The organism is Corynebacterium sp. PCR 32, assembly GCF_037464985.1.
In the GTDB taxonomy this organism is placed as follows: Bacteria; Actinomycetota; Actinomycetes; order Mycobacteriales; family Mycobacteriaceae; genus Corynebacterium; species Corynebacterium kroppenstedtii_D.
In genome coordinates this window covers 271,935-294,026 of record NZ_JBAHVL010000001.1, presented here as the reverse complement: position 1 = coordinate 294,026, position 22,092 = coordinate 271,935, and the positions used below count along the sequence as shown (strand labels likewise).

Annotated in this window: 15 protein-coding genes, 1 tRNA gene and 1 pseudogene; 9 read left to right on the top strand and 8 right to left on the bottom strand. The window is 55.4% G+C overall.

Annotated elements, in window-relative coordinates; translation table 11 throughout:
- Positions 1–65: 65 nt before the first annotated feature.
- Positions 66–1,205, bottom strand: coding sequence for a peptide chain release factor 2 (gene prfB, locus V5S80_RS01190; protein WP_395168938.1), 1,140 nt, complete (start codon positions 1,203–1,205; stop codon positions 66–68).
- A 75-nt stretch (positions 1,206–1,280) separates the two neighbouring features.
- On the opposite strand from prfB, the pseudogene V5S80_RS01185 reads away from it, so the two are divergent.
- A pseudogene (locus tag V5S80_RS01185) lies at positions 1,281–2,159 on the top strand (inositol monophosphatase family protein); the annotation flags it as partial.
- Between the two features lie 147 nt (positions 2,160–2,306).
- Positions 2,307–3,092 (top strand): histidinol-phosphatase, encoded by a 786-nt coding sequence (gene hisN, locus V5S80_RS01180; RefSeq protein WP_395169396.1) that lies wholly within the window; start codon positions 2,307–2,309, stop codon positions 3,090–3,092.
- Here hisN and V5S80_RS01175 read toward each other — a convergent pair.
- The gene (locus V5S80_RS01175) at positions 3,084–3,854 is read right to left on the bottom strand and encodes a trypsin (RefSeq protein WP_395168937.1); all 771 of its coding nucleotides are present in this window, start codon (positions 3,852–3,854) and stop codon (positions 3,084–3,086) included. The two genes, hisN and V5S80_RS01175, sit on opposite strands and share 9 nt — an antisense overlap.
- Positions 3,855–4,095: 241 nt before the next feature.
- Between V5S80_RS01175 and V5S80_RS01170 the strand changes: the two genes are divergently transcribed.
- From V5S80_RS01170 to nrdG, 6 genes are all read left to right on the top strand, one after another.
- The gene (locus V5S80_RS01170) at positions 4,096–6,558 is read left to right on the top strand and encodes an acyltransferase family protein (RefSeq protein ID WP_395168936.1); all 2,463 of its coding nucleotides are present in this window, start codon (positions 4,096–4,098) and stop codon (positions 6,556–6,558) included.
- 402 nt (positions 6,559–6,960) lie between these two features.
- Complete coding sequence (locus V5S80_RS01165) at positions 6,961–7,554, top strand: hypothetical protein (protein WP_395168935.1); 594 nt, start codon at positions 6,961–6,963, stop codon at positions 7,552–7,554.
- Between the two features lie 37 nt (positions 7,555–7,591).
- Entirely contained in the window at positions 7,592–8,263 is a 672-nt protein-coding gene (locus V5S80_RS01160; protein ID WP_395168934.1) for a hypothetical protein, read from the top strand.
- Positions 8,264–8,272: 9 nt separating this feature from the next.
- The gene (locus V5S80_RS01155) at positions 8,273–8,863 is read left to right on the top strand and encodes a hypothetical protein (protein ID WP_395168933.1); all 591 of its coding nucleotides are present in this window, start codon (positions 8,273–8,275) and stop codon (positions 8,861–8,863) included.
- A gap of 438 nt (positions 8,864–9,301) precedes the next feature.
- Entirely contained in the window at positions 9,302–11,275 is a 1,974-nt protein-coding gene (gene nrdD, locus V5S80_RS01150) for an anaerobic ribonucleoside-triphosphate reductase (RefSeq protein ID WP_395168932.1), read from the top strand.
- Complete coding sequence (gene nrdG, locus V5S80_RS01145) at positions 11,259–11,849, top strand: anaerobic ribonucleoside-triphosphate reductase activating protein (RefSeq protein ID WP_395168931.1); 591 nt, start codon at positions 11,259–11,261, stop codon at positions 11,847–11,849. Before nrdD ends, nrdG begins: the two co-directional genes overlap by 17 nt.
- Positions 11,850–11,928: 79 nt before the next feature.
- Here nrdG and V5S80_RS01140 read toward each other — a convergent pair whose 3' ends face one another.
- On the bottom strand, positions 11,929–13,701 hold the full coding sequence (locus tag V5S80_RS01140) for a hypothetical protein (protein WP_395168930.1): 1,773 nt from the start codon (positions 13,699–13,701) through the stop codon (positions 11,929–11,931).
- A 3-nt stretch (positions 13,702–13,704) separates the two neighbouring features.
- Complete coding sequence (locus V5S80_RS01135; protein WP_395168929.1) at positions 13,705–14,400, bottom strand: hypothetical protein; 696 nt, start codon at positions 14,398–14,400, stop codon at positions 13,705–13,707.
- Positions 14,401–14,738: 338 nt separating this feature from the next.
- Here V5S80_RS01135 and V5S80_RS01130 point away from each other — a divergent pair, with 338 nt between their 5' ends.
- Complete coding sequence (locus V5S80_RS01130; RefSeq protein ID WP_395168928.1) at positions 14,739–14,954, top strand: hypothetical protein; 216 nt, start codon at positions 14,739–14,741, stop codon at positions 14,952–14,954.
- A 367-nt stretch (positions 14,955–15,321) separates the two neighbouring features.
- Here the strand turns inward: V5S80_RS01130 and V5S80_RS01125 are convergent, their stop codons facing one another.
- The 4 genes from V5S80_RS01125 to V5S80_RS01110 all read right to left on the bottom strand — a co-directional run bounded on the left by V5S80_RS01125 (position 15,322) and on the right by V5S80_RS01110 (position 21,940).
- On the bottom strand, positions 15,322–16,392 hold the full coding sequence (locus tag V5S80_RS01125) for a restriction endonuclease subunit S (protein ID WP_395168927.1): 1,071 nt from the start codon (positions 16,390–16,392) through the stop codon (positions 15,322–15,324).
- A 2-nt stretch (positions 16,393–16,394) separates the two neighbouring features.
- On the bottom strand, positions 16,395–18,458 hold the full coding sequence (locus V5S80_RS01120; protein WP_395168926.1) for a class I SAM-dependent DNA methyltransferase: 2,064 nt from the start codon (positions 18,456–18,458) through the stop codon (positions 16,395–16,397).
- A 279-nt stretch (positions 18,459–18,737) separates the two neighbouring features.
- Positions 18,738–18,814, bottom strand: a tRNA-Met gene (locus V5S80_RS01115).
- 120 nt (positions 18,815–18,934) lie between these two features.
- Positions 18,935–21,940 (bottom strand): UPF0182 family protein, encoded by a 3,006-nt coding sequence (locus tag V5S80_RS01110; RefSeq protein ID WP_395168925.1) that lies wholly within the window; start codon positions 21,938–21,940, stop codon positions 18,935–18,937.
- Between the last annotated feature and the right edge of the window lie 152 nt (positions 21,941–22,092).

Below are 22,092 nucleotides of genomic sequence, written 5' to 3'. Positions count from 1 at the left end.
GCCAGGGTAACGCACTCCTGTGGCATTTGGTAACCCCTGTGGACACTGTGAAGTAGATGGGAAACCTAGTTATCGTCATCCCCACGCTGTTGAGCCATCCGCCACCGAATCCCTGCCTCCAAGAACCCATCAAGGTCCCCATCCAGCACCTTTGATGGATCATTAACCTCAAAATTAGTTCGCAGATCCTTCACCATTTGGTAAGGATGCAACACATATGAACGCATCTGATTTCCCCACGAATTAGATCCATCACCCCTCAACGCATTCATCTCAGCTTGCTCTTCCTCACGCTTCCGCTCTAACAACTTAGCGGCAAGAACTCGCATCGCCGACGCCTTATTTTGAATCTGAGACTTTTCATTCTGACACGTAACAACAATCCCGGTCGGAATATGCGTCAACCGCACCGCCGAATCAGTGGTATTCACCGACTGCCCGCCCGGACCCGACGAACGGTACACATCAACACGAACATCATTGTCATCGATATCAATATGGTCAGTCTTCTCCACCACAGGGAGAACCTCAACCTCAGCGAACGACGTCTGACGTCGACCCTGATTATCAAATGGACTGATCCGAACCAGGCGGTGAGTACCCTGCTCTACAGACAACTGGCCATACATATACCCGCCATGCACAATGAACGTTGCAGATTTAATCCCCGCCTCCTCAGCATATGAGACGTCATAGACCTCAACTTTATGCCCATGCTGCTCCGCCCACCGCGTATACATGCGCATCAGCATTTCCGCCCAGTCCGCAGCATCCACACCCCCGGCAGCAGAACGAATATTCACAACGGCTTCACGCTCGTCATAGTCCCCCGAGAGCATCGTCTGCACCTCAAGCGCGTCGATCTCCTGATGCAAAGCCTCACGCTCAGCATCGGCCATCTCCCGAGCTTCCTCAGCAGCCTCAGTATCACCAGCCTCGACGGCATCATCGGCAAGCTCGTAGAGCACCGGCATATCGTCAAGACGTTGCCGCAAGGCAGTCACTTTTTTCACCTGAGACTGAACATGACTCAATGTCGACGTCACCTTCTGGGCATGATCAGGATCATCCCACAAGGACGGATCAGCCGCCTGAGCTTCAAGTTCACGTACCTGATCCTTGAGGTCGTCAACGTCAACAACTTTTTCAATCGTCGTCAACGTGGAACTAAGACTTTCAAGATCGTGAGAGACATCCGGATTCACGGGGGTAATCCTAACAGTGCCGAGGCACACATCGTAGATCTATATACCCCACGACAGATACCAGGCCAATCCTCCATGAACGAAAGAACCACGCACATAGGGCACAATGACACCATGGAATCATCGGAGGACCACGCACCGCACACCATGACCGATATGGTCAGCGCACTGGCCAAGACCTTCTCCATCGCACGCGAGGGAATCAATGACCAACGCCTCGCCCGCGACATCGTCTACAACACAGGGCGATTAGCCTGGCGACTACGCGAGACCGGACGCACACGCGGCGGGTTAACCACGGAATATAAAACATCCATTTCCGACGTTGTCACAGAAGCCGACCGCGCAGCCGAACAGTTCGTCGCCGAAGTACTCACCCTCCTACGCCCCAACGACGGTGTCATCGGTGAAGAAGGTACATCCCGACCCTCGCAGTCTGGGCGTGTATGGGTGATTGACCCCATCGACGGCACCTACAACTTCACACGCGGATCTGACTACTGGTGCTCCGCTCTCGCTCTCATAGAAGGAACCGCCGACACTCCTGACGCTGCAGCAGACAACCCCGACACCCTCATCTTGGGAGCAGTGCACCGGCCAGCAATGGGCTACACCTGGATCGGCGGGCCCGAGATTCCCACCACCCTCGATGATCAACCCCTCCCACGCCTCGATTCTCAACCACCGGCAACAGACCAAGTATGCCTAGGAACCTATCTACACCCCACGTTGATGAATCACACCAGTATCAGCTCAGCATGGATGACGGCCGTCGAAAAGTTTGCGAGTGTCCGTATGCTGGGATCCGGCTCAATCGATATAGCCTCGGTTGCCCATGGTGAACTCGGTGGATGGGTTCAACATTCCGTCAAATCCTGGGACTGGCTACCCGGACGCGCCCTCGTCGAAGGTCTGGGAGGAGTCACCAGGCGTTTCGACGCCCATGGAGTAACCTGGTCCGCCGCCGGCCCCCGCACCGTGGTCGATACTATTGAGCAGTCGATTCGCGGAGACGCGACCGACTCTGTACATGCACCCACCACTCATGCCACGACCACCACAGCCTCAACGCCATGGGCGAGAAGCGTCCATGCTCCAGACATCACCCTCGCCCTCGAGATGGCGGACGCGGCCGATACGGTCACCATGACACAATTCTTGTCATCAGACCTGAATGTCAGCACGAAACCCGACATGACTCCGGTGTCCGATGCTGACGTCGAGGCCGAGCGGGTACTGCGCCACATCGTCGCCGGCGAACGGCCCGATGATCATGTCCTCGGAGAGGAATTCGGTGGTGATGTCACCATGGCAGGCCGCCAATGGGTGATCGATCCCATTGATGGGACGAAAAATTATGTTCGCGGAGTTCCGGTATGGGCAACGCTCATTGCCCTCGTCATCGATGGCCAACCAACCGTAGGCGTGGTCTCTGCCCCCGCCCTGGGCCGCCGGTGGATTGGAATCACGGGTGAAGGCGCATGGGCAACCGACAATAGCCATGGCACCCCACGACGGCTGGCTGTGTCCTCCGTGAGCGCGCTAGAGAACAGTTCAATCTCCATGTCGTCGCTTGCCGGGTGGAAAAAACATGGACGCCGTGACGCCTTCATCTCACTGACTGACGAGGCATGGCGACTGCGAGGATTTGGAGACTTCTATTCATATTGCCTGGTAGCTGAGGGGGCGGTGGATATCGCAGCAGAACCGGAGGTGTCACTGTGGGACCTTGCTGCACTCGTACCAGTCATCAACGGCGCCGGGGGAACCTTCACATCATTATCTGGCGAACCAGGCCCCTACAGTGGCACCGCGTTGGCTACCAATGGCATCCTTCACGAGACGGTGCTCCACCGGCTCAGCCAGGAGCACCGCGGGTTATCCTAAGCGGAATCCATGTCCGGGGCCTGGGCCCGCATTCAAGGAGTTCAATACGGCTTGCATGTCAATAACGTCGGTTGGGGTGAAGAAGGGGCCTTGGATGGGGAACCGACAAGAGATCGGCCCCGGGCTCCCTTCAACAATGCCGACAATGCGATTGCCGAGCAATACCGGGGCACCGGAATCGCCGTGTGTCGCACACACCTGAGTCAAGTAGTGCGAATCTGCAGGAAATTGCCATGAAGGACCACAGGTCCACCCTGTGGAAATTCCGTTCTTGCACAATAAGGCACCTGGGCCGACACCACCACCGCCGATGCCATCGGCAGCGACCCGGCCGTACGACGTGGTGACACGTGTGTTCTCTTTGAGCTCAATGACCCCGTATTTGGGATTGTCACTGGTCCGAACAACGGTGCCTGATACCCCTGCCTCGGGTGAATCCATGGATGTTACTGGTGTGCCCACTGGTCCGCAGTGTCCGGCAGTGATGGCCATTGCTCGGCCGTTGGAGTCATGGCCAGCAGCCGTCACCGTACAAATCAGATTTCCTACAAAAACGGGAGTTCCCGGACCGTAGAGGGAAATACCCTGATTTGCCAATGCGGTCGCTTCAGGTGGGATGGGGGCGGAGGGAAAATAGACCCCCCGAATTCGGTGAGCCTCAGGTGCATCAGTGGCGTAAGCCGTTCCGCCGATGCCAACGCACAACGCTATCGAGGTGAGAACAACTGAGGCAGCACGACCAAGTGTTTTAACCAGTGACATAGTGACATCCTCGCGTGAGTAGCCTTTCGGGGGTCGTGACATACACGAAACACACCCGAACCTAAGCTTCAGTGTATCGCTAACCTCACAGTTTTCTCCTCTTTTTTATGCAACAAATTAATAACATTGCGAAAACATTATTAAAGCTGCACAACCCCTAACTCAGAGACCCCGGATCAGTCGGCAACGCCGCACCACCGTGCGTTAGACTCTGTACTTTGGCAACTCACTCACGAGCGACATGAAACCAAGAATGCGTCTTCCACACCACTCACCCGCAGGTCGAGGTAAAACCTCCCTCCGCACCACACAGTCAGCACGCACCACCCCTACCATCAGCAATGCACAAGACAGTCACCCTTCACCAACAGTGCAACCGCCGGTTCACCACCCATCAACTCCAGTGAGCGCCCGTCGCCGCACCGAGAGGTCCCACACCTCATCCCACGAGGACACCCCACCCTCATTCCGCCATGCAGGTGGCACGACCCCGCCCGGTGCTCGACGCACACACAACACCCACACCGCACACCTACTACCATCCTCCGGAGGGGCACCACAGCCCTCGCTACGCCGCCCCCAACCACACACACCACACATCGAACACACCCAAGATTCATCACAAACCACACCTGCCAGCGACACCCCCGTGACGCCAACGGGGGCCACCCCGCCCACACCGTCGAACGCGACGTGCGTTCCTGTCGACGCGCGTGACACAACACCCCCTACCCCACCAACCACGGTCACACACAGCACACCGAATCGGAATACCGCACTACCACGCAAAGACACACCGCCGGCGACGACTAACCAGAACACCCCACGCGCGCCCCACACTCCCACCGGCATAAGGCATGTCCCCGGACTAGACGGGCTCCGTGGCCTTGCCGTGATGTCAGTCGTCATCTACCACTTATTTGGCAATGCACTACCTGGCGGCTATCTGGGCGTCGATGTGTTCTTTGTTCTCAGTGGATTCCTCATCACATCACTACTTCTTCGCGAGTATGTATATTCCCGAACCATCAGTCTGAAAAACTTTTGGCTACGCCGACTACGACGTATTGCACCAGCCGCACTCAGTACCCTCGTCATTGGCTCTGCAATAGCAGGGATCATTGGAGGCGACGTCAATGTGAACCTGGGCAGACAATTCTGGTCCTCGGCCCTCTTTGTGAACAATTGGGTCCAAATTTCCCATGCTCAAAGCTACTTTGCACAATCAGAGCTACCAATTTTCGCACACTATTGGTCCCTCTCCGTCGAGGAACAATTCTATTTCCTGTGGCCGCTCATCGTCTTCCTCCTCATCGTCGTTCTACGTAAAAAACCGGAGTTTGTTGGGAAAGTAGCACTTACCGGCCTCCTTCTCTCAGCACTCGCGATGGCAATCATTGTCACCCCCGGTAAAGATGCCACCCGCGTCTACTACGGCACCGACACCCACGCTTTCGGTCTGTTCATCGGCGCAGCCCTCGCATCGGTGACGATTTCCTCCTCTCCCCATAAACGTGGTGATACCTGGGGATACCAGGAAGGTCTCCTCAAACATGGGCGAATTCTGAGCGCACTGGCCATCCCCGCACTTGCTGTCCAACTGCTCTATTTCTTCTATCTGGGCGCCCGCGATACTTTCACATACCGCGGCGGACTCATCAGCAGCTCCGTTGTCGCCGCAATACTTGTTGCCTCCGTTGTTCGCAATCGCGGCCCAGTCGCCGCAATCTTTCGGAACACAATTCTGCGCCACCTCGGTTTTATTTCTTTTTCTCTCTACCTGTGGCATGTTCCAGCGAACCTCTTCACCGTATCGCTACTTCACGACGTCGAATGGGGGAGGAAGAAATGGTTGACAGGGTTGATCGCCTTCACGATCTCCGTGGCCGCCTCAGAACTGAGCTACCGATACATCGAAACCCCGATCCGTCAACACGGATTCATGACAAGCGCACGCGCGATCACGACGACTATCGTCAGCACCACATCCACGAGGCAACAACGGCTGGCGGGCGCCATGATTCCCACAGCTATTGTCCTATGCTGCGTTATCGCAGGTGTGGGCATCCACAACACCAGCCATGGGACGGCACTTGAATCTGAACTGCAACGCCTACAAGCAGACAACCAGGCACATCGGGGGGCAACAAAGCCCGCACCCGAGGTTATGACACATGACATGCCGAAAGACGGCACCAATATCACCGCGATTGGTGATTCTGTCATGCTCGCATCCCAGGAAAAACTACGCGAACGGTTCCCTGGTATCGACATTGACGCCGAGGTCTCCCGTCACTATCAAGCGGCGTCTAGAATCATCGATCACCTCAAAGAACAGCATGCACTACGCCAGTTCGTGTTCTTGGGTTTTGGAACAAACGGGCAAGCGTTCCCGGGGGAAATAGATCAGATCATCACATCTATTGGGCGCACACATACCATTGTGATCGCGATGCCCTATGGCGACCGTGAATACATGCGCAATGCCCAAAAACAGGTCGTCGATGCCGCGAAGAAGCACTCGAACGTGTACGCGGCAGATTGGTGCGAGTATGCCAACCATCATGTGAGTGAACTCGCCAGCGACGGCATCCACCCTCGCGGCAACGCCACCGCCGGGTATACCAATGCCTTCGTCACTGCACTTAAACAGTGGGCGGATGGGAAGAAGAATGTTCCTCCCGTCTGTCAGCCTGCTGGTTAGTGTTGGCTACGGTCGAGTCACATCCGCCCAGCCTTTTTATATTCATACTATGAAGCCCTGTACATGGAACGCTATCCATGTACAGGGCTTTTGTTTTCGGCATCGATCATTGGTAAAGGAATGAGTTTACAATTCACATTCGGGGCTTTTCTACACCCGTCCCCCCTATTTGTTCCACCATTCCTGCTGGTCATAGAGGTTTCGTTCGAGAAGGTTACTTTAAGGTAGATAAAGAAACTAATCGGTGTTACGTTGTCTTGGACAGGATGCTGATGTGACCGGGCGCACGCACTTCACAACAGCTCTCAGCGGGCCGGAGTGCCTCGGGAACAGCACCCTATCTTTCCATCTTTCACTGTCCCTTCTGTTCCTACGTTCATTCACTTCGAAAGGACCTTTGCCGTGAAGAAGGCTTTCCTCGGCGGTTCCGTGGCCGCCCTCATGACCATCTCCTCCCTCGCCATTGCTCCCGCTGCACATGCCCAGGCTGAACCGACCCCAGGTAAGGTCGGCGCTACATGCTCCGTTGAAGGCCAGGAAGGCCAGTCCCTGGAGATCACTGGTTCCAAGTTTGAGGTCGAAGGTACCGCCACGGTCGCCAACTACGGCTCCACCGACCTTCCCCTCACTCAGACCTTGAAGGAAGGCAAAACCAAGGAGTGGAACGTCGGCGGTTCTATTGACTTCGATCTGCTCAAGCTCTTCCACATCAGCTTCAGCTCCGGCTACCAATCCACTCAGACCTGGGAAGTCGGCCAGACCCTCGGCCCCTACCCTGTCAAACCCGGCTTCACCGGCGTCATGGAGTACGGCTTCCTCAACCAGGACTTCAAGGGCACCCACCTCCGCTGCCAGAGTGGCAAGTGGGTTGACGATGGACGTCCGTTCTGGGGAACCATCCCGAAGGAGCGCCACATCCGCGTGTCCATGCGTCACAACGAAGGTGACCAGTCTGCGGATGCCCCGAAGTCCGAGGTAGCAGATCTCGCTGTGTAAGCGAGATCCGAGCGACAACCAGCAGAGGAACCATACGATGCTGAATAAGAAGACACTCGTGACCCTGGCGGGCACTATGGTCGCCGTCGTTGCCCCCTTGACTAGCCCGATTGCCTCCGCGACACCGGTGACACCCACACCCGACCAGGATAAACACCGCAGCACCTTCGTCGACACGGACAAGTGCGACCCCGCTGCCGACGCCACCCGCCACCCCTGGGAGCAATGGGTGACCGACGAGTGGGACCGCTACAACGGCACCAACTCCTTCACCAACCGAAGCGACCGGCCCATTCAGTACAGCCTCGAAGTCACCGAAGGGGTCAACGAGTCAGTCAAGGCCATGAGTTCCGGCAACATGTGGGACACATTCCTATATGGCGTCAAAGCCCGCTACGGAATCGTTGAGGTCAGTCAGTGGTCCGTCGGCGATAAGCTGGGCCCAGTCACCGTTAACCCTGGTGAAACCGTGCGCGCTGACTATGGCGTTCACATGAAGTCCTTCATCGGCCGTGTCCGCACTTGCGACAAAAACAGCAAGACATGGCGCGGGGAGCCCTACTTCGGCGAATACAACGGTAAAGGCCCTTCCACCCGCTTCGTTGTGTGGCACAAGACCACCAAGGACGGGGAACAGCGCTCACAATGGGCCCCGGTCACCGGTAACTCGGGTGATGGTGGCCCTGCGTCGGCAAGCATTAACGACTAGGAGCAAGTAATGAAGACTCGTGTGATCGCGTTGTGCTTCACGACGCTCACCGCCTTCGGTGCGGGAGCCGGTGTGGCCGGGGCAGCCCCAACGCCCGGCGAACCTCAGCACCCCGAGGACTGGGTACCCGTACCCAAGCCCGCGGCCGTAGACCAAGGCCCGAAGCCCGGAACAACCTGCGAAAATCCTGGAGAAACCGGGGAGTACGTGGACATCACCGGTTCACGCTTCGACGTCGAGGGCACTCAGTCAACCTCAAACTCCACCGGCGACGCGCCCATCCCGCTGACGCAAACCATCAAGGAATCCAAATCCAAGAAGTGGTGGACCAACGTCACAGTCGGTGTACAGGTTGGCAAAGAGCTCAACCGTAAGTACTCATGGGAATACTCCCAGGAGATGGTGTGGAGCATGGGTCAAAACATCGGCCCCTACACCGTTAAACCTGGCGAAACCGGGCGCTTAAGCTGGGGTTTCCTTGTTGACGAATTTACTGGTCAGCACGTTCGATGCGGGCACTCCAAGACCTGGGAACCAGTAGGAAACAGCTACTTCGGGGTCGCTCCACGCGAGCGTCACGTCGAAGTCACAATCCAATAACCGCGCCATGTCGGCACGGTGGGATGGGCGTGGGGCATCGCACTCACGCCCCCGCCCGTGATCCCCGTCTCCCATGATGCTCTCAGTGAATGCACGGGAGGCGGGGATTTGTCATGCCAGGGTGTTCTGGTGATCAGTGGCGCACTGTGGCGGCTGAATACTCCCCCGGAGCGACCCGTACAGTCAGAAGACTCGCGGGCTGTACACACGTTTCTCAATCAACCCGAGTGGCTTTTTACCAATGTGTCAAGATTAACACGGCCCACTGCTTGTGGTCACGCATCCTGCACCAATGAATCAATATGCAGGTAAATTACAGTGATAGAAACACCATATGTTGTTGGTGTAGGTTTCGTGGAACCATCCACAAAGAGGAAGAAAACCTAGAATAGGAAGGACAGCCCCACCCCCTTGCTTTCCTTAAAGGAGGCTCTTTTCGTGTCCCCCACACCACCCCTCCCCACTAGTGTTTTCGAGAAAAGTATTCAACGCCTCTACCACGTCACCCCCGCACACCCCGACACGTACCAACACGCAGTACACGACTATCTCACCCGCACAGAAGCGGCATACCAGCGCGCCACGGACATCGACGCTGCCCTCGAGCAAGTACGGGCCAAGGATCCCAAAGTGATGTCCGAAAATGGCAACAAGGATGCCCGCACATTTACCGTCCAACGCGAGATCATCGCAAACGCGGTCTATAAAGCTCAAGGACTCGCCATGTTCCCTGAGGATATCCGCCGCGCCCATGTTGAGGGACGCATCCACATCCATGACCTTGATCGCTCCCCCCTCTCGGCTATGCCCAACTGTTCCCTCCCCGATTTCTCGCGCCTGCTCAAAAATGGCTTTGTCATGGGCAACGCGCGCATCGAGCCACCCCGATCGATCGGGGTGGCAGCCACACTACTCACCCAACTCATCGGTTCCATTTCCGGCGAACAGTACGGAGGCATCTCTGTGCACCGGATTGACGAGCTCCTCGCCCCCTACGCAGAACTGACCCTCGAAAAAAATCGGTCCCTATTCCGGACAGTCACAGACAATGCCGAAGAACCCGCGCGTCGTAAAACCGTCAACGATATCTATGACGCGATGCAGACCTTCGAGTACCAGATCAACACACTCACCACAGCAGCCGCACAAACCCCCTTCACCTCAGTTTCCCTCGGGTTAGGCACATCATGGGCAGCCCGAGAAATTCAAAAGGCAATCCTCGCGGTGCGTGCGCAAGGAATGAGCGGGGAAACAGCAATTTTCCCTAAGATCCTGTTTTTCGTGGATACAGGGCTCAACCACGACCCGGGCGACCCGAACTACGACATCAAGCTCCAGGCGATGAGCTGCTCCATGCGCCGCATCTACCCGGACCTGATCTCGGTGCCACGACTACGCGAGATCAAAAAAGGGCAGATCGTCACCCCCATGGGGTGCCGCTCCTTCCTCCACCCGTGGCGCACCACGTCCGGTGACTACGAGCTAGTGGGACGCAATAATCTGGGCGTTGTCTCCCTGAATCTCCCCCACCTCGCTATCAAAGCCGACGGCGACGTCGATACGTTCTTTGACCTCCTCGACGCAACCTGTGCCATAGCCTTCGACGCTCTCAAGATTCGCGAGGAGGTGATCCTCTCCGGCGAACTGAGTGCTGCGCCAATTATGTACACCCAGGGTGGAATGGGAGATCCTACCGGGAAGACCACTGCCCGCGATTGGTATACGGGGGATAACGAGAAGCGGTCGTCGATCAGCCTCGGATATATCGGTATTCATAATGCAATGGTGATGCTCACCGGTGACGTGCACTGGCACAGCCACGAGCAGTACCGGATACTCTCGCGGCGCATCCTTGAGCACATGGGTGACCTCGTCGGCGCTGTACAGGAACGCTTTCACGCCTTTGTGTCAATCTACGCCACACCATCGGAAAGTCTGTGTGATCGTTTCGTTACTCTCGACCGTGATACCTTCGGCGTTATCGAGGACGTCAATGACCGGGACTACTATGAGAACTCTTTCCACTACCCCAGCTACCTGCCCACAAATCCAGTGGAAAAGATCAACTTCGAGGCTGAATACATGCCACTGACAACCGGTGGGTTCATGTACTACGTTGAAGCACCAAACCTTCAGTGCAACCCCCAAGCCTTCGAGGCCATCTGGGATGAAGCTTTTGACCACGTCGGCTACTTCGGCATTAACTCCCCGGTCGATACGTGTTTTATCTGTGAATTTGAAGGAGAATTCACCTGTGATGAGCAGGGATACTCATGCCCCCACTGCGGCAACCGTGATGAGACCGCCGCCTCGGTGACGCGCCGCTTGTGTGGCTATCTGGGGTCACCCATGAAACGCCCAGTCGTAGCCGGTAAGCAGAAGGAGATCAGCTCGCGTGTTAAACACTGCTGAGCTAACTGGGGAACGCGTCGCCGCGATTCAGCGCGCTGATCAGTTGTCGCGTCGATGGAAGCAACGGCCTACATGCATGGTTGCTGACTACAAACCCTTTCAGGTTCTCGACGGTGCTGGCCTGCGCTGTTCACTGTATGTGAGTTATTGTCCATTCAATTGCATGGGTTGCTACAACAAGGCCGCTCAGAAGGCGAATTACGGGACTGCGCTAAACGCCGAGCTCACCGAACAGATCCTCACAGATGTTGGGCGGCCACACGTGGCAGGTCTCACTTTTGTTGGCGGTGAGCCGATGCTGTCAGCACGGCATCTGGTGCCCATCGCGCGCCGTGTCCACGACGTGGGTAAAACAGTGTGGACGTACACCGGCTACCGCTTCGAAGTCCTCCGTGAACTGACCGATGAACGCCGCTTGCTGTTGGAACTCACTGATGTGCTTGTGGATGGCCAATTCATCGCCGAGCTCCGTGACGACACCAACCCACCAGCGTTCCGTGGCTCAGTCAATCAGCGATTGGTGGACGTGGCAGCGTCGTTGGGTAGAGGCTCGATTATTCGAGCGGCCTCGTAAACACAACTGTCAACTGATGAGAGATGAAAGCCTAGGTGTCGACGCGTGGTCCACCGGGCGGGATCATCATCGGTGGTGGCTACTGGTGCTCACGGAGTTCTTTACCGATGACACGTGGCGTGGTCAGGGTGATATCGCCACGTAGCTGACGCAGGTTGTATTCTGTCTCGAACGTGCCTATCGTCGGCCGGTACTTCCCCTCACGCTTGCCCTTCTGCCCCTTGCCACCACCGCTACTGCCATAACCCATGGGAGCAGCACTACGGCCCATTGTCCCCTCAGGACCGTACTGGCCAGGAGTGCCCATGGCCTTATGCCGACTGGAAACCTGCTCACCATGGCCCCCGCCCCGCTCGACGGGAACACCACGGTCCTGATGCAGGCCACCACCACTACCATTGCCTCGGTAATCTGCGTCAATGGGAATAGGCACCCCACGAGCCCGGCCACCAGACGGCGGCATGGCACGATATTCCCGGCCCCCATCACGCCCACCCACACTAGGCGCTCGATGCCGGCCCCCGGGGCCGGACGAACCGCCTGGGCTACGATGAGCATCTGGTCCACGGGAATCAGCCCCAGTGCCGAACGAGGGATCCCATGTCGACGGCAACCACACCCGTGGGGTATGTCCACCAGGCCCAGGCGCACCACTGCTTGCTACGGGCCGGCTAGGTTCCCCCACTTCGCTCCTCAGACCCGATATACTCGCAGGTGCGCTGCCCGGAATCGGGGCAGCACCGCTGGCTATAGTGGTGGGCGTTGTCGCCGCTACAGTCGGCGCTGATACTGGCGGGGTGTGTGGGTGTGAATCGCCGCTAAGGCTGTCCACTGGGCTCACCCCATTCGGAGATTCAGATATCACCCCACTGGCGCTACGCATAGGGGCTGCTACCGCATTCATTGGCGTCGCCACCACTGGGGCCGCACCCACATCCTGTACTGGTGCCGGAGCCGTCACATTGAGTTCCCGGCCGCCGCGCCCCATCGGTGGCTTATCGGTGAGGTTTCGCAGCGAGGGAACAGCACTATCTAGCATCTGCTGGTACATTCCCTGCATGTATTCGCGGGTCTCCGCCCGTGCTTTCTCACGAATGCGATGGTCGTCCTGCGGATTGGCTGCCGCTGCTAGGGCTGTGGTCTGGTCATCGTGGATCATCTGAACCATCCGGCGGGCCGAGGCGCGGATATGCGGCAACTGCGCCACCGACATATGCATTGCCGTGGCATTATCAGCAAATGTGCTCGCGGTGCTCATCACCCGCAAACAACTCTCTGCAGCACCGTCGATCGCCTCACCAGTATTCATCTCCAGGTGCCTGCGGGCACGGGAAAGCTGGTCAACCATATCGTTCAGGGACGACGCGAGAGACTTCCAATAGTCAGCCAAGTCATGAATGTGCCCATCATCACCAGCATTAAGCATCGCGAGAATCGCTTCGGGATCATCCTCACCGCCCTGGTAGGGGTTGCGAAACTCGAAAGCGTCAAACCCACCTTGAGGCGCCGCAGGGAACGTAAAATCAGCGGGTTCCAATAATGATTGCGCACCACATAGCGCGGCAGCCGACGCACCATCCTGCCCCACAAATGCGCCCCGCATCGCCTTCGTCCCCTCAGCCAACCAACGAACCAACCGACGAAGTTGCTTTAACGTCTGTATCGCACTACCCACATCACCAGTAATCACCTGAGCATGTTGCTGACCTAACTCACGAAGCCCCGGCTCCTCAGTAAAATCACCATGAACTTCTTTTTCCGTAATAATAGATCGTGAACTAAATCGTTTTACACTTTCTCCCATTACAACAATGGCCCGATCAAGCTCACATACATCAATGGAGATAGTCATCTATTAGCTCACCTTCTTTAGATGGTCGCCCGCCTTTTGACACAACTGACCTTCAGACATCTGTTTGTCGTCATCGCCGTAAGCAAATCCAATTCGACCAATATCGGTTTCCAGGTACGCAATACACGCCGGCAAATCAAGGCTATCAACTAATTGATCAAAACGGCCCGGACGATACTGTTTAACTAACCTGCCGACAACATCTTTCCGCCGCCTTTTTTCAGTACCAATTGTCATCGCTTTAGAAAGATCGCCGTCTCCATCATCCACGATACAATCTTTGAGAGTGGAACGGTTGGAATGTTCTGATCCGATAACTCTATATCCCCGTTTTTTCCAAAATTCTGGTGGAATATCCTTACACAAATCTGCATTCTCAAACTTCGGATCAGAATAGTCATAAGAACCATCAGGATTCCGCTTCGCCCGCACCGGATACTTCGCCAACAACTCCGGCTGCTCCCACACAGGACGATCACGCGCATTCTTCGTCAAAACACTCGTAGCCCCAGCCGCATGGCCAGGAATTGAACTCGGCACCACAGACTGTTGTCCAGGCCGAGCGCCATCATGACCACACCCGGCAAGCAGCCCCACCGCTATACCAACCACAAGCACACACAGAGAGCCATTCATTCCCCGCGGAACACCACTAGATGGCGCATCGTCATCGCGCAACCAACGTGAGCCTATACGCATTCCCAAAATAACCCCCATAGTCCACTCACCATGCCCCCGAAGGCGTTCGACCAGTAATGATTAAAGCCCAGCCTATACACCGGATCACTTACTACACACCACAATGGCCCCAGAACAAAAAACTGCACGCCCTACAACAAGGCTCCTGCTTCCACCAAATAGAAGCCTCCAGGGATAGTATCGGTGCCTACACAAAAAGAAAACCCTCCCGACTAATTCACACCATCCAGAAGAAGCACCTCGTAGTGGATATTGGCACCTCCGGACCGGTGAGGACACTGGATCAGTGATAGGAGTTCATGCCAGCGGCTTCTTTACTGAGCAACGGTGTGTGGTGAATGGACCAGGTTCGTGTTGAGCATCACGGCGGCTGTGCTGAGAACAGATGGACGCGTGTGGTCCGCTACGAGGTGATGGGTATTCACCGACAGCTCGTTGTTATCGACGTGGCTAAGACCACTATTGCGGAAACCGCGTGGATCGCTTTAGGTGCCGTTAGACGACAGCTAGGGATCCATGTGTGCGGTTGGAAGACAGGCTTGCACTCCGCCTAATCCTTTGTTGGGGATTCGGAGGCTACGCGAGAACTAGTTCGTCAGGCGCGAGAGCAGGACGCACAAGCAGTGAGTGAAGCAAAGTTCACCAGCTACCCCGGAGTACTGGACGGCAACGCGCTGGTAGCTGGTGCAAGTGTAACACCAGGGTGTCAATGTTCAGCGTCGATGCAGCTATCAACGGGAGTTATCCGACATGCTCACGGGGATAATCATCTGATTGGTCAGACTGCCAGCTCGAACCCGGGCGCACGATGACCTGTCACCAGGGACATCACGGTAGGTTTGAAAACTGTGATGTCCCTGGGGGTGCCATCCTGGGTCCACCTACGCCCCTTGTACGCAGCTTTAATCCTGTCGGAGATATTCACGTGCTCATTCCGTGTGCATTTCGTGCCTCTCGCTCGGCACGGACACGAAGTACTCGGCCGAGTTGGGTCATACCGTCCCAGTCGACTGCCATCTCGCCCGGTGCATTAGCAATCACAGGAACCATAATCTTCGTTGCTTTCAAACGTACAAGAGAAGCCCCATTACCCCACTGAAACTTACCCATTTGCCGCCGCAACACCGCTACAAGAACTAAAGCGTTGAACTCATTGAGACACGAGTGCCGAAGAACCTGAATTTTCACCGATGTGTAAAACGGCATAGGCTGATAGAAGACTGTTTGTGTATCGACACCTATGGTAATCGCGTTTGCCACATTGGGAACGAGGGGCTGGCGGCTGATAACATCCTCCAAGCCGTTACTCATAGCTGAACGGCTCACGTAGGCATACTGACCGGTAGTTTCTATAATCTTGTTTTTATCGTACCATGCCTTTGAAGCACTCATCGACTCAAACACATCCGTGATCAACATCGGCTGAAAGTCGAGATCGGGAAGGAAATCGCTGTCATTTGGTTGTGTGATAAAGGATGCTTCACTGGCGGCGGCCGCATGGTCACGCAGTTCACGCCCAAGAGCTGTCATACCGTCCCAGTCGACTGCCATCTCGCCCGGTGCATTAGCAATCACAGGAACCATAATCTTCGTTGCTTTCAAACGTACAAGAGAAGCCCCATTACCCCACTGAAACTTACCCATTTGCCGCCGCAACACCGCTACAAGAACTAAAGCGTTGAACTCATTGAGACACGAGTGCCGAAGAACCTGAATCTCCTTGCTTGTATAAAATGGAACCGGTTGGTAAAACACCGTTGACGTTGAAACTCCGATGGTGATGCAGTTACCTACATTCGGAGGCCCTTCCTCTTGACGCGGAATGATAGCCCCTATACCATTGCCTCCCCCCGAGCGGGCGACATATGGATATGCAGCCCGCCCAGATTTAGATGCTTTGCTCAGATCGAACCACTTACCAGCGGCACTCATCGACTCAAACACATCCGTGATCAACATCGGCTGAAAGTACAGCGATTCGTAGATGCTCACGATTACGCCTCCTCATCATTGTCGAAGGTGACCCGGGGTGTGATGATATCCCCATGCCCGTGGGTGTGCATGTCGATCTGCCAGGTGAGATAGTCCGCCACCGTTTCCATGAAGTCCTCATAGGTGGGCGGGGAGTCGTTGAAGTAGAAAAATGAATGCTGCCACTCATCCGTGGCAGTGACCGGCGTACGCACAATGAATGATGTTTCGTCCGGGTGGTGATTCTTCAGTACATTCATCAGGTGAGTACGTCGCTCATCGGCCGTGCCGTCATCGATAAGGCCCACGTGCTGCCGCACGTAGTAACCGTCGTCTTTGAAGTTGACAAAGGATACAAGCTTGTCAGCAGGGTGGGGCATACCGGCAGTAAACAGCGCAATGACGGTGTGGGTGCCAACACCGTGAAAAGTGTCAGGGTTCATCGTCAACACCGCATCAAGGGTGTGTCGATTGAGGATATATGCCTTAAGTTGCTTGTCCTCTTTAGTCTTACCGACCATGGCGGACTGGGGAACGATAGCAGCGAGCCGGCCTTTTCGGTTAAGAGCATCGAGCGCACGGGACACAAAAGACAGCTCGGAAAGATGCCGAGTTTCTTTGGTTTTAGCCTGTGAATAGGGCGGGTTGATGAGCACTTTAGTGAATCCGGGGCCGTCCTCCCACTGAAGCTGGCTGTGGTGGTCAAGGATCTGGCAGCCGGAGTCGTCGTAGACCGGTTGGTCACGGCGCAATTCGTGCAGATCGAGATCGAAGAAATTGTGGCGCTGGAAGTTGGCTTTACCGTCGCCACGCAAGATCATGTTGGTAGTGCCGATGGAAAACAGCTTGTCCTGGAGCTCAATTCCATGGAGGTGGTCCCTTTTGATCGCCTTTTTGACATCCTCAGCTTTGGCGGAATTCTTGCCGTAACGGGTATCAGCATCGGTGAACATTCGTTTCATTGCGGCGATGAGGAATGAGGCGCTGCCGGCAGCGGGATCGAGCACGATATCGTCAGAGTCGATATCGATAAGCTCAGCCATGAGCTCAGTGATGTGGTGCGGAGTAAGCACGATGCCGAGTGCGTTGCCATCGGAGCCACCGTACTTGACAAACTCACCATAGAAGGCTCCGAGAACATCAAAGGCAGTGTAGCCGGGGTTACTGACCTGCTTAAGCACGTCAGTGTGCAGGGTTTCGACAAACCGCTTCATCGGTGTCTTCCCCAGATTGGTATTAAGAGAGTTGAGCTGGACGTGCGTTTTGATGAAGGCGAACTGGTCGAGCATGGCGCCGATCTTCTGCTTCGGCTTCAAGTCAATCTTGGGACTTTCGAGGTAGGATTTAGCCGCGTTGTAGACATACACGCCGTCGACCAGATCGGGGTACTCATCGAGGTTCTTGGCCTGCAAATGATCAAGCAGATCCGGGTTTCCTTTAAGCGCAAGTAGAATAACAGACACCAGGGTGGCTTTGCGTTCACCCTCCACGTTAGCGTAGTTGCGCATGTCCTCATGCAGTGCTGCAGCCACCGAGCGGATGGCCTTAACCTCGCGCTCCTCCTTGGGTAGATCACCCTGGACAGCCACCCGGTAGTATTCGTGGATCTTGTCGGAGGCAAAGTTAGTCAGTGTGTCTGCATCCTTGAGCCTCTTCGGCGGCATGTAAGGTGCAACGAAGCACACGGTAATGTGGTTATGCGACTCCGACCCGGCCACGCCGACGGCAAAGACGTTCCTGCGTGTCTTATCTGCGATATGTCGTGCGTAGTGGACCGCACCATTGAGCGCATAATCCCTGGGGGCCGGGTACTCGAGGTCGATCCTGTCGTGGCCGTCAAGTTTTACCGAGTCCTCAATGTTCTTTTTGTCCTCGATGACAACCAGATACTTGCCTGATTCAATAAGGAACTCGGGCTTCCCGTACCCGTTGCCGCCTTGTTTAGATGCCCCAATCAGCGCTTCTTGTAGGTAGACGGGAAATTCTTTGCCTCCGCCCTGCTCCCAGGGACGGTGGAATCCAATTGCTCGGAGTTCATCGCGGACGAACTGGTCAGTTGCTCTCTCATTGGATGAGGAAAATGCCATCGCGCACCGTGCTTTCAGAAAACGTAATCATGTGTGTCTACATTCAACACGACAAGCGACGCATGTCATCTAATGGGGGATGGTATTACTTAAAAAAATAGCCCCTGTAGCCGACAGAGCCGTTGGTTACGAGGCCTGATGAAGAGGTACAGATTATGTACACACCGCCCTTCCTTGCGCATCATCCGATCCACACACCTCAATGATCTGGTCAATGACAACCGGGCATCCCACAAGAAAACCCCTCCCGACCGGTTCACACCAGTTAGGAGGGGAAATTGGTAGCGGGGGCTGGATTCGAACCAACGACCTCTGGGTTATGAGCCCAGCGAGCTACCGAGCTGCTCCACCCCGCGACAGACGCATAGAGAACTTGTCTCCGTCAGCGACAAGAAACAATGTAACGCATCGGCGGGCATAATGTGAAATCGCCAGTACACGAGGGGTGCACCGGCGACAGATACCCCTCTCTTATATCACTGAGCACCCATCGACTGGCCGGCGCCGCGAACACCGCCGTCGTTCTGATACTTCTCCAACGCCTTCTGCAACTCATCCAACGCTTTGCCGTACTCCTCAAATGAGCCACTATTCTTAGCGTCACGCACCTTCTGGACAGCCTGATCAAGGCTCGACACATCACCACCGGAAGGAACACCGGAACCCGCGCCGCCAGACTGATCCTTACCATCAGAATCTGAGCCCGACGATGGCCCCCCACCCTTGTGCTCAGAGTCGTCCTTCTTCGCGCCGTCAGCTTCCTTGGTGGTCGTAGTCTCCTTCGGATCGATACCGACCTGACTCAATGCTTCACCAATGGTTGGGGCATAGCCCACCTGGCCGTTATAAAACACCAGGACACGCAATAACTTCGGGAACGCAGATTCCTGCTGTTTACGCTTCGAATACACCGGCTCCACGTACACGATGCCGCCATCGCCCACCGGCAACGTCAACAAATTACCATTAATCAACGTGCTGGAGCCCTCCAGCAGTGTCCGCTCACGCGAAATTTGATCTGAGGACATCATTGTGTCCTGAGCCTGCTTTGGCCCCTGCGTCTGAGTATCCGTCGGCAACACGCGCACCGTGATCTTCCCGTATGTCTGCGGATCAGACGACACAGACATATGAGCCGACAAGAACTCACGCTTCAAACCACGTAACGGGGTAATCAGCTGAAAACTTGGGTCCCCCGTCTTCGGATCAGACGCCACAACGTAGTACGGAGGCTGATTTTTATCACGCAACCCCTGCTCAGACGCTGTCGGATCCAACGGCACAGACCAGAATGAATCGTTAGTAAAGAAGACACCGGGGTCCGACACGTGATAGCGCGTCACCAACTCACGCTGGATCTTGAACAAGTCCTCCGGGTACCGAAGATGCTTCATCAGTTCATCGGAAATAGCTGATTTTGGCTTCACCGTTCCCGGAAAACTACGCCGCCACGACTTCAAAATCGGATCATGCTCATCAAACGCATACAAGTCCACAGACCCGTCATACGCATCCACCGTCGCCTTCACCGAATTGCGAATATAGCTCACACTATTGCCCACCGTATTTTGCTTTGTCCCCTGAGGGTTCAAGGAATCCTCCGTCGCACCAGAGATCTGCATATGCTCCGAATAAGGCAAATTGTTAACGGAAGTATAGCCGTCAACAATCCACTTAATTCGACCATTAATCACCGCAGGGTACGTTTGCGAATCTGTTGTCAACCACGGCGCAACCTTATGTACACGATCCCGCGGATCACGATCATAAACAATCTTCGAATCCTTACCGACCGCATCCGACAACAACAAATTCATCGACTGGTACTTTAAGGAATACATAGCACGTGACAGTGGATTCCCAATACCAACGCCACCGGTACCCGTATAGGTGTAGTTCGACCCATCAGTGTCATACTCGCGTGGCTTACCAGACCCATCGCCACCAACAACAGCATAATCGTGATCCGTATCAGCAACGATCGGCCCGAAATAAATACGCGGCTGATCAACCTTAATCTTCAGCGTATCCGGATCATCAGACTGCGTACGGTCCTTCGACTGCAGGTCAGCCACGGTGTAGATCGGATAACCACCACGCGATGAACCCACATCACGAGCAACCTCATCAACCTTATTCGCCGGTGCAGCAATGAAACCATTGCCATGCGTATAGACCGTATGCTTATTAATCCAATCCTTCTGGTTTCCAGACAGCGACTTCGGATCAAGCTCACGGGCAGCCACCACATAATCTTGCATCTGCCCGTTATGCTCATACCGGTCAATACTTAAATCACGTGGAAATCCATAAAAGTTCTTCAATTGCTGTTGCTGTGTGAACGTCGCGGAAATTGTCTCCGGATCCAACAAACGAATATTAGAAATCGTTGCAGAATCATTCGCTACCGACTCATTCTTATCTGACTTCGACATGCCACCCGCGCCCCAATTGCGCTCATACGAAACATGATCTTTGGTCAAACCATAGTTATATCGCGTCGACGTGATATTCCGCGCAATATAATCACGCTCCTTCGCCGCACGATTAGGTGACACATTAAACTGTTCCACCACTAACGGCCACGCCACACCGATAACCCCCGCAGATGCCACCATCAGAACCGCAGCCAATGCTGGAACCCGCAAGTCACGAAGAAAGATCGCCGCAAAAAATGCCGCCGCCACCACAATTGACACCACGAGCAACACAATCTTCGCCGGCAATACAGCATTAATATCAGTGTACGAACCACCAGTAAACGTCGGATGATCCTTCGACAACAGACGATACCGTTCGAACCAGTAATCTCCCGCCTTCGCGACCATGAAAACACCGGCAATCGACGCCAACTGCACACGGGCCTGACTCATCACCGTCGCCCGTTTACCGCTCTGAGGATCCGCCGTCCTAATACCACCCAACAGCCAGTTCATCACCAAGTTCACCACGAACGCGACCACAGCTAGTGTCAACACAAGTGAGATCACCCGCGACCAGAACGGCACGCTAAACGCATAAAAACCATAATCATGGTGAAACTGAGGGTCCGCCTCGCCGAAGTTCTCACGGTGAAGGAACATCAACATCATGCGCCACTCGGATTGTGCTGCCAGGCCCCCCAGCACACCCACTGCTAAGGGCAACCCCACCAGCACAGGACGCGTCGACCGCACAATCACCTGGCGGTACGCCTCCAATGGGCTACGGGGATCGGCGTCCTCCGGAACCAGAGGACGATGCTGTATAGCAACCCACGCAGCCGCCCACACCGCGGCCCCCGCAAGCAACCCGACACCAACAAACAAGGCACTCCGAGTAATAAGCTCAATGACATACACTCGGCCGAAGTTCATGGAATTAAACCACGCAACATCAGTAAAAATCGTCACCGCCACGGGCACGAGCATCATGATAATGGCCAGAATTCCTGCGATAACGGCCCACCGGCGGGGAGCCTTTCGCTTAACCGACTTGGGCACTTGTAGCTTCTCCTAATCAGAGGGTCATTGCCGTTTACTGTACTTCAACCCCACGACGGTCGATAACTTTCAGACATATCCTGGCACCCGACCGCCCCACACACCAGGCTTTTTGCGAGTACATCCCCACGGCAGAGATACTTTCCCTATGC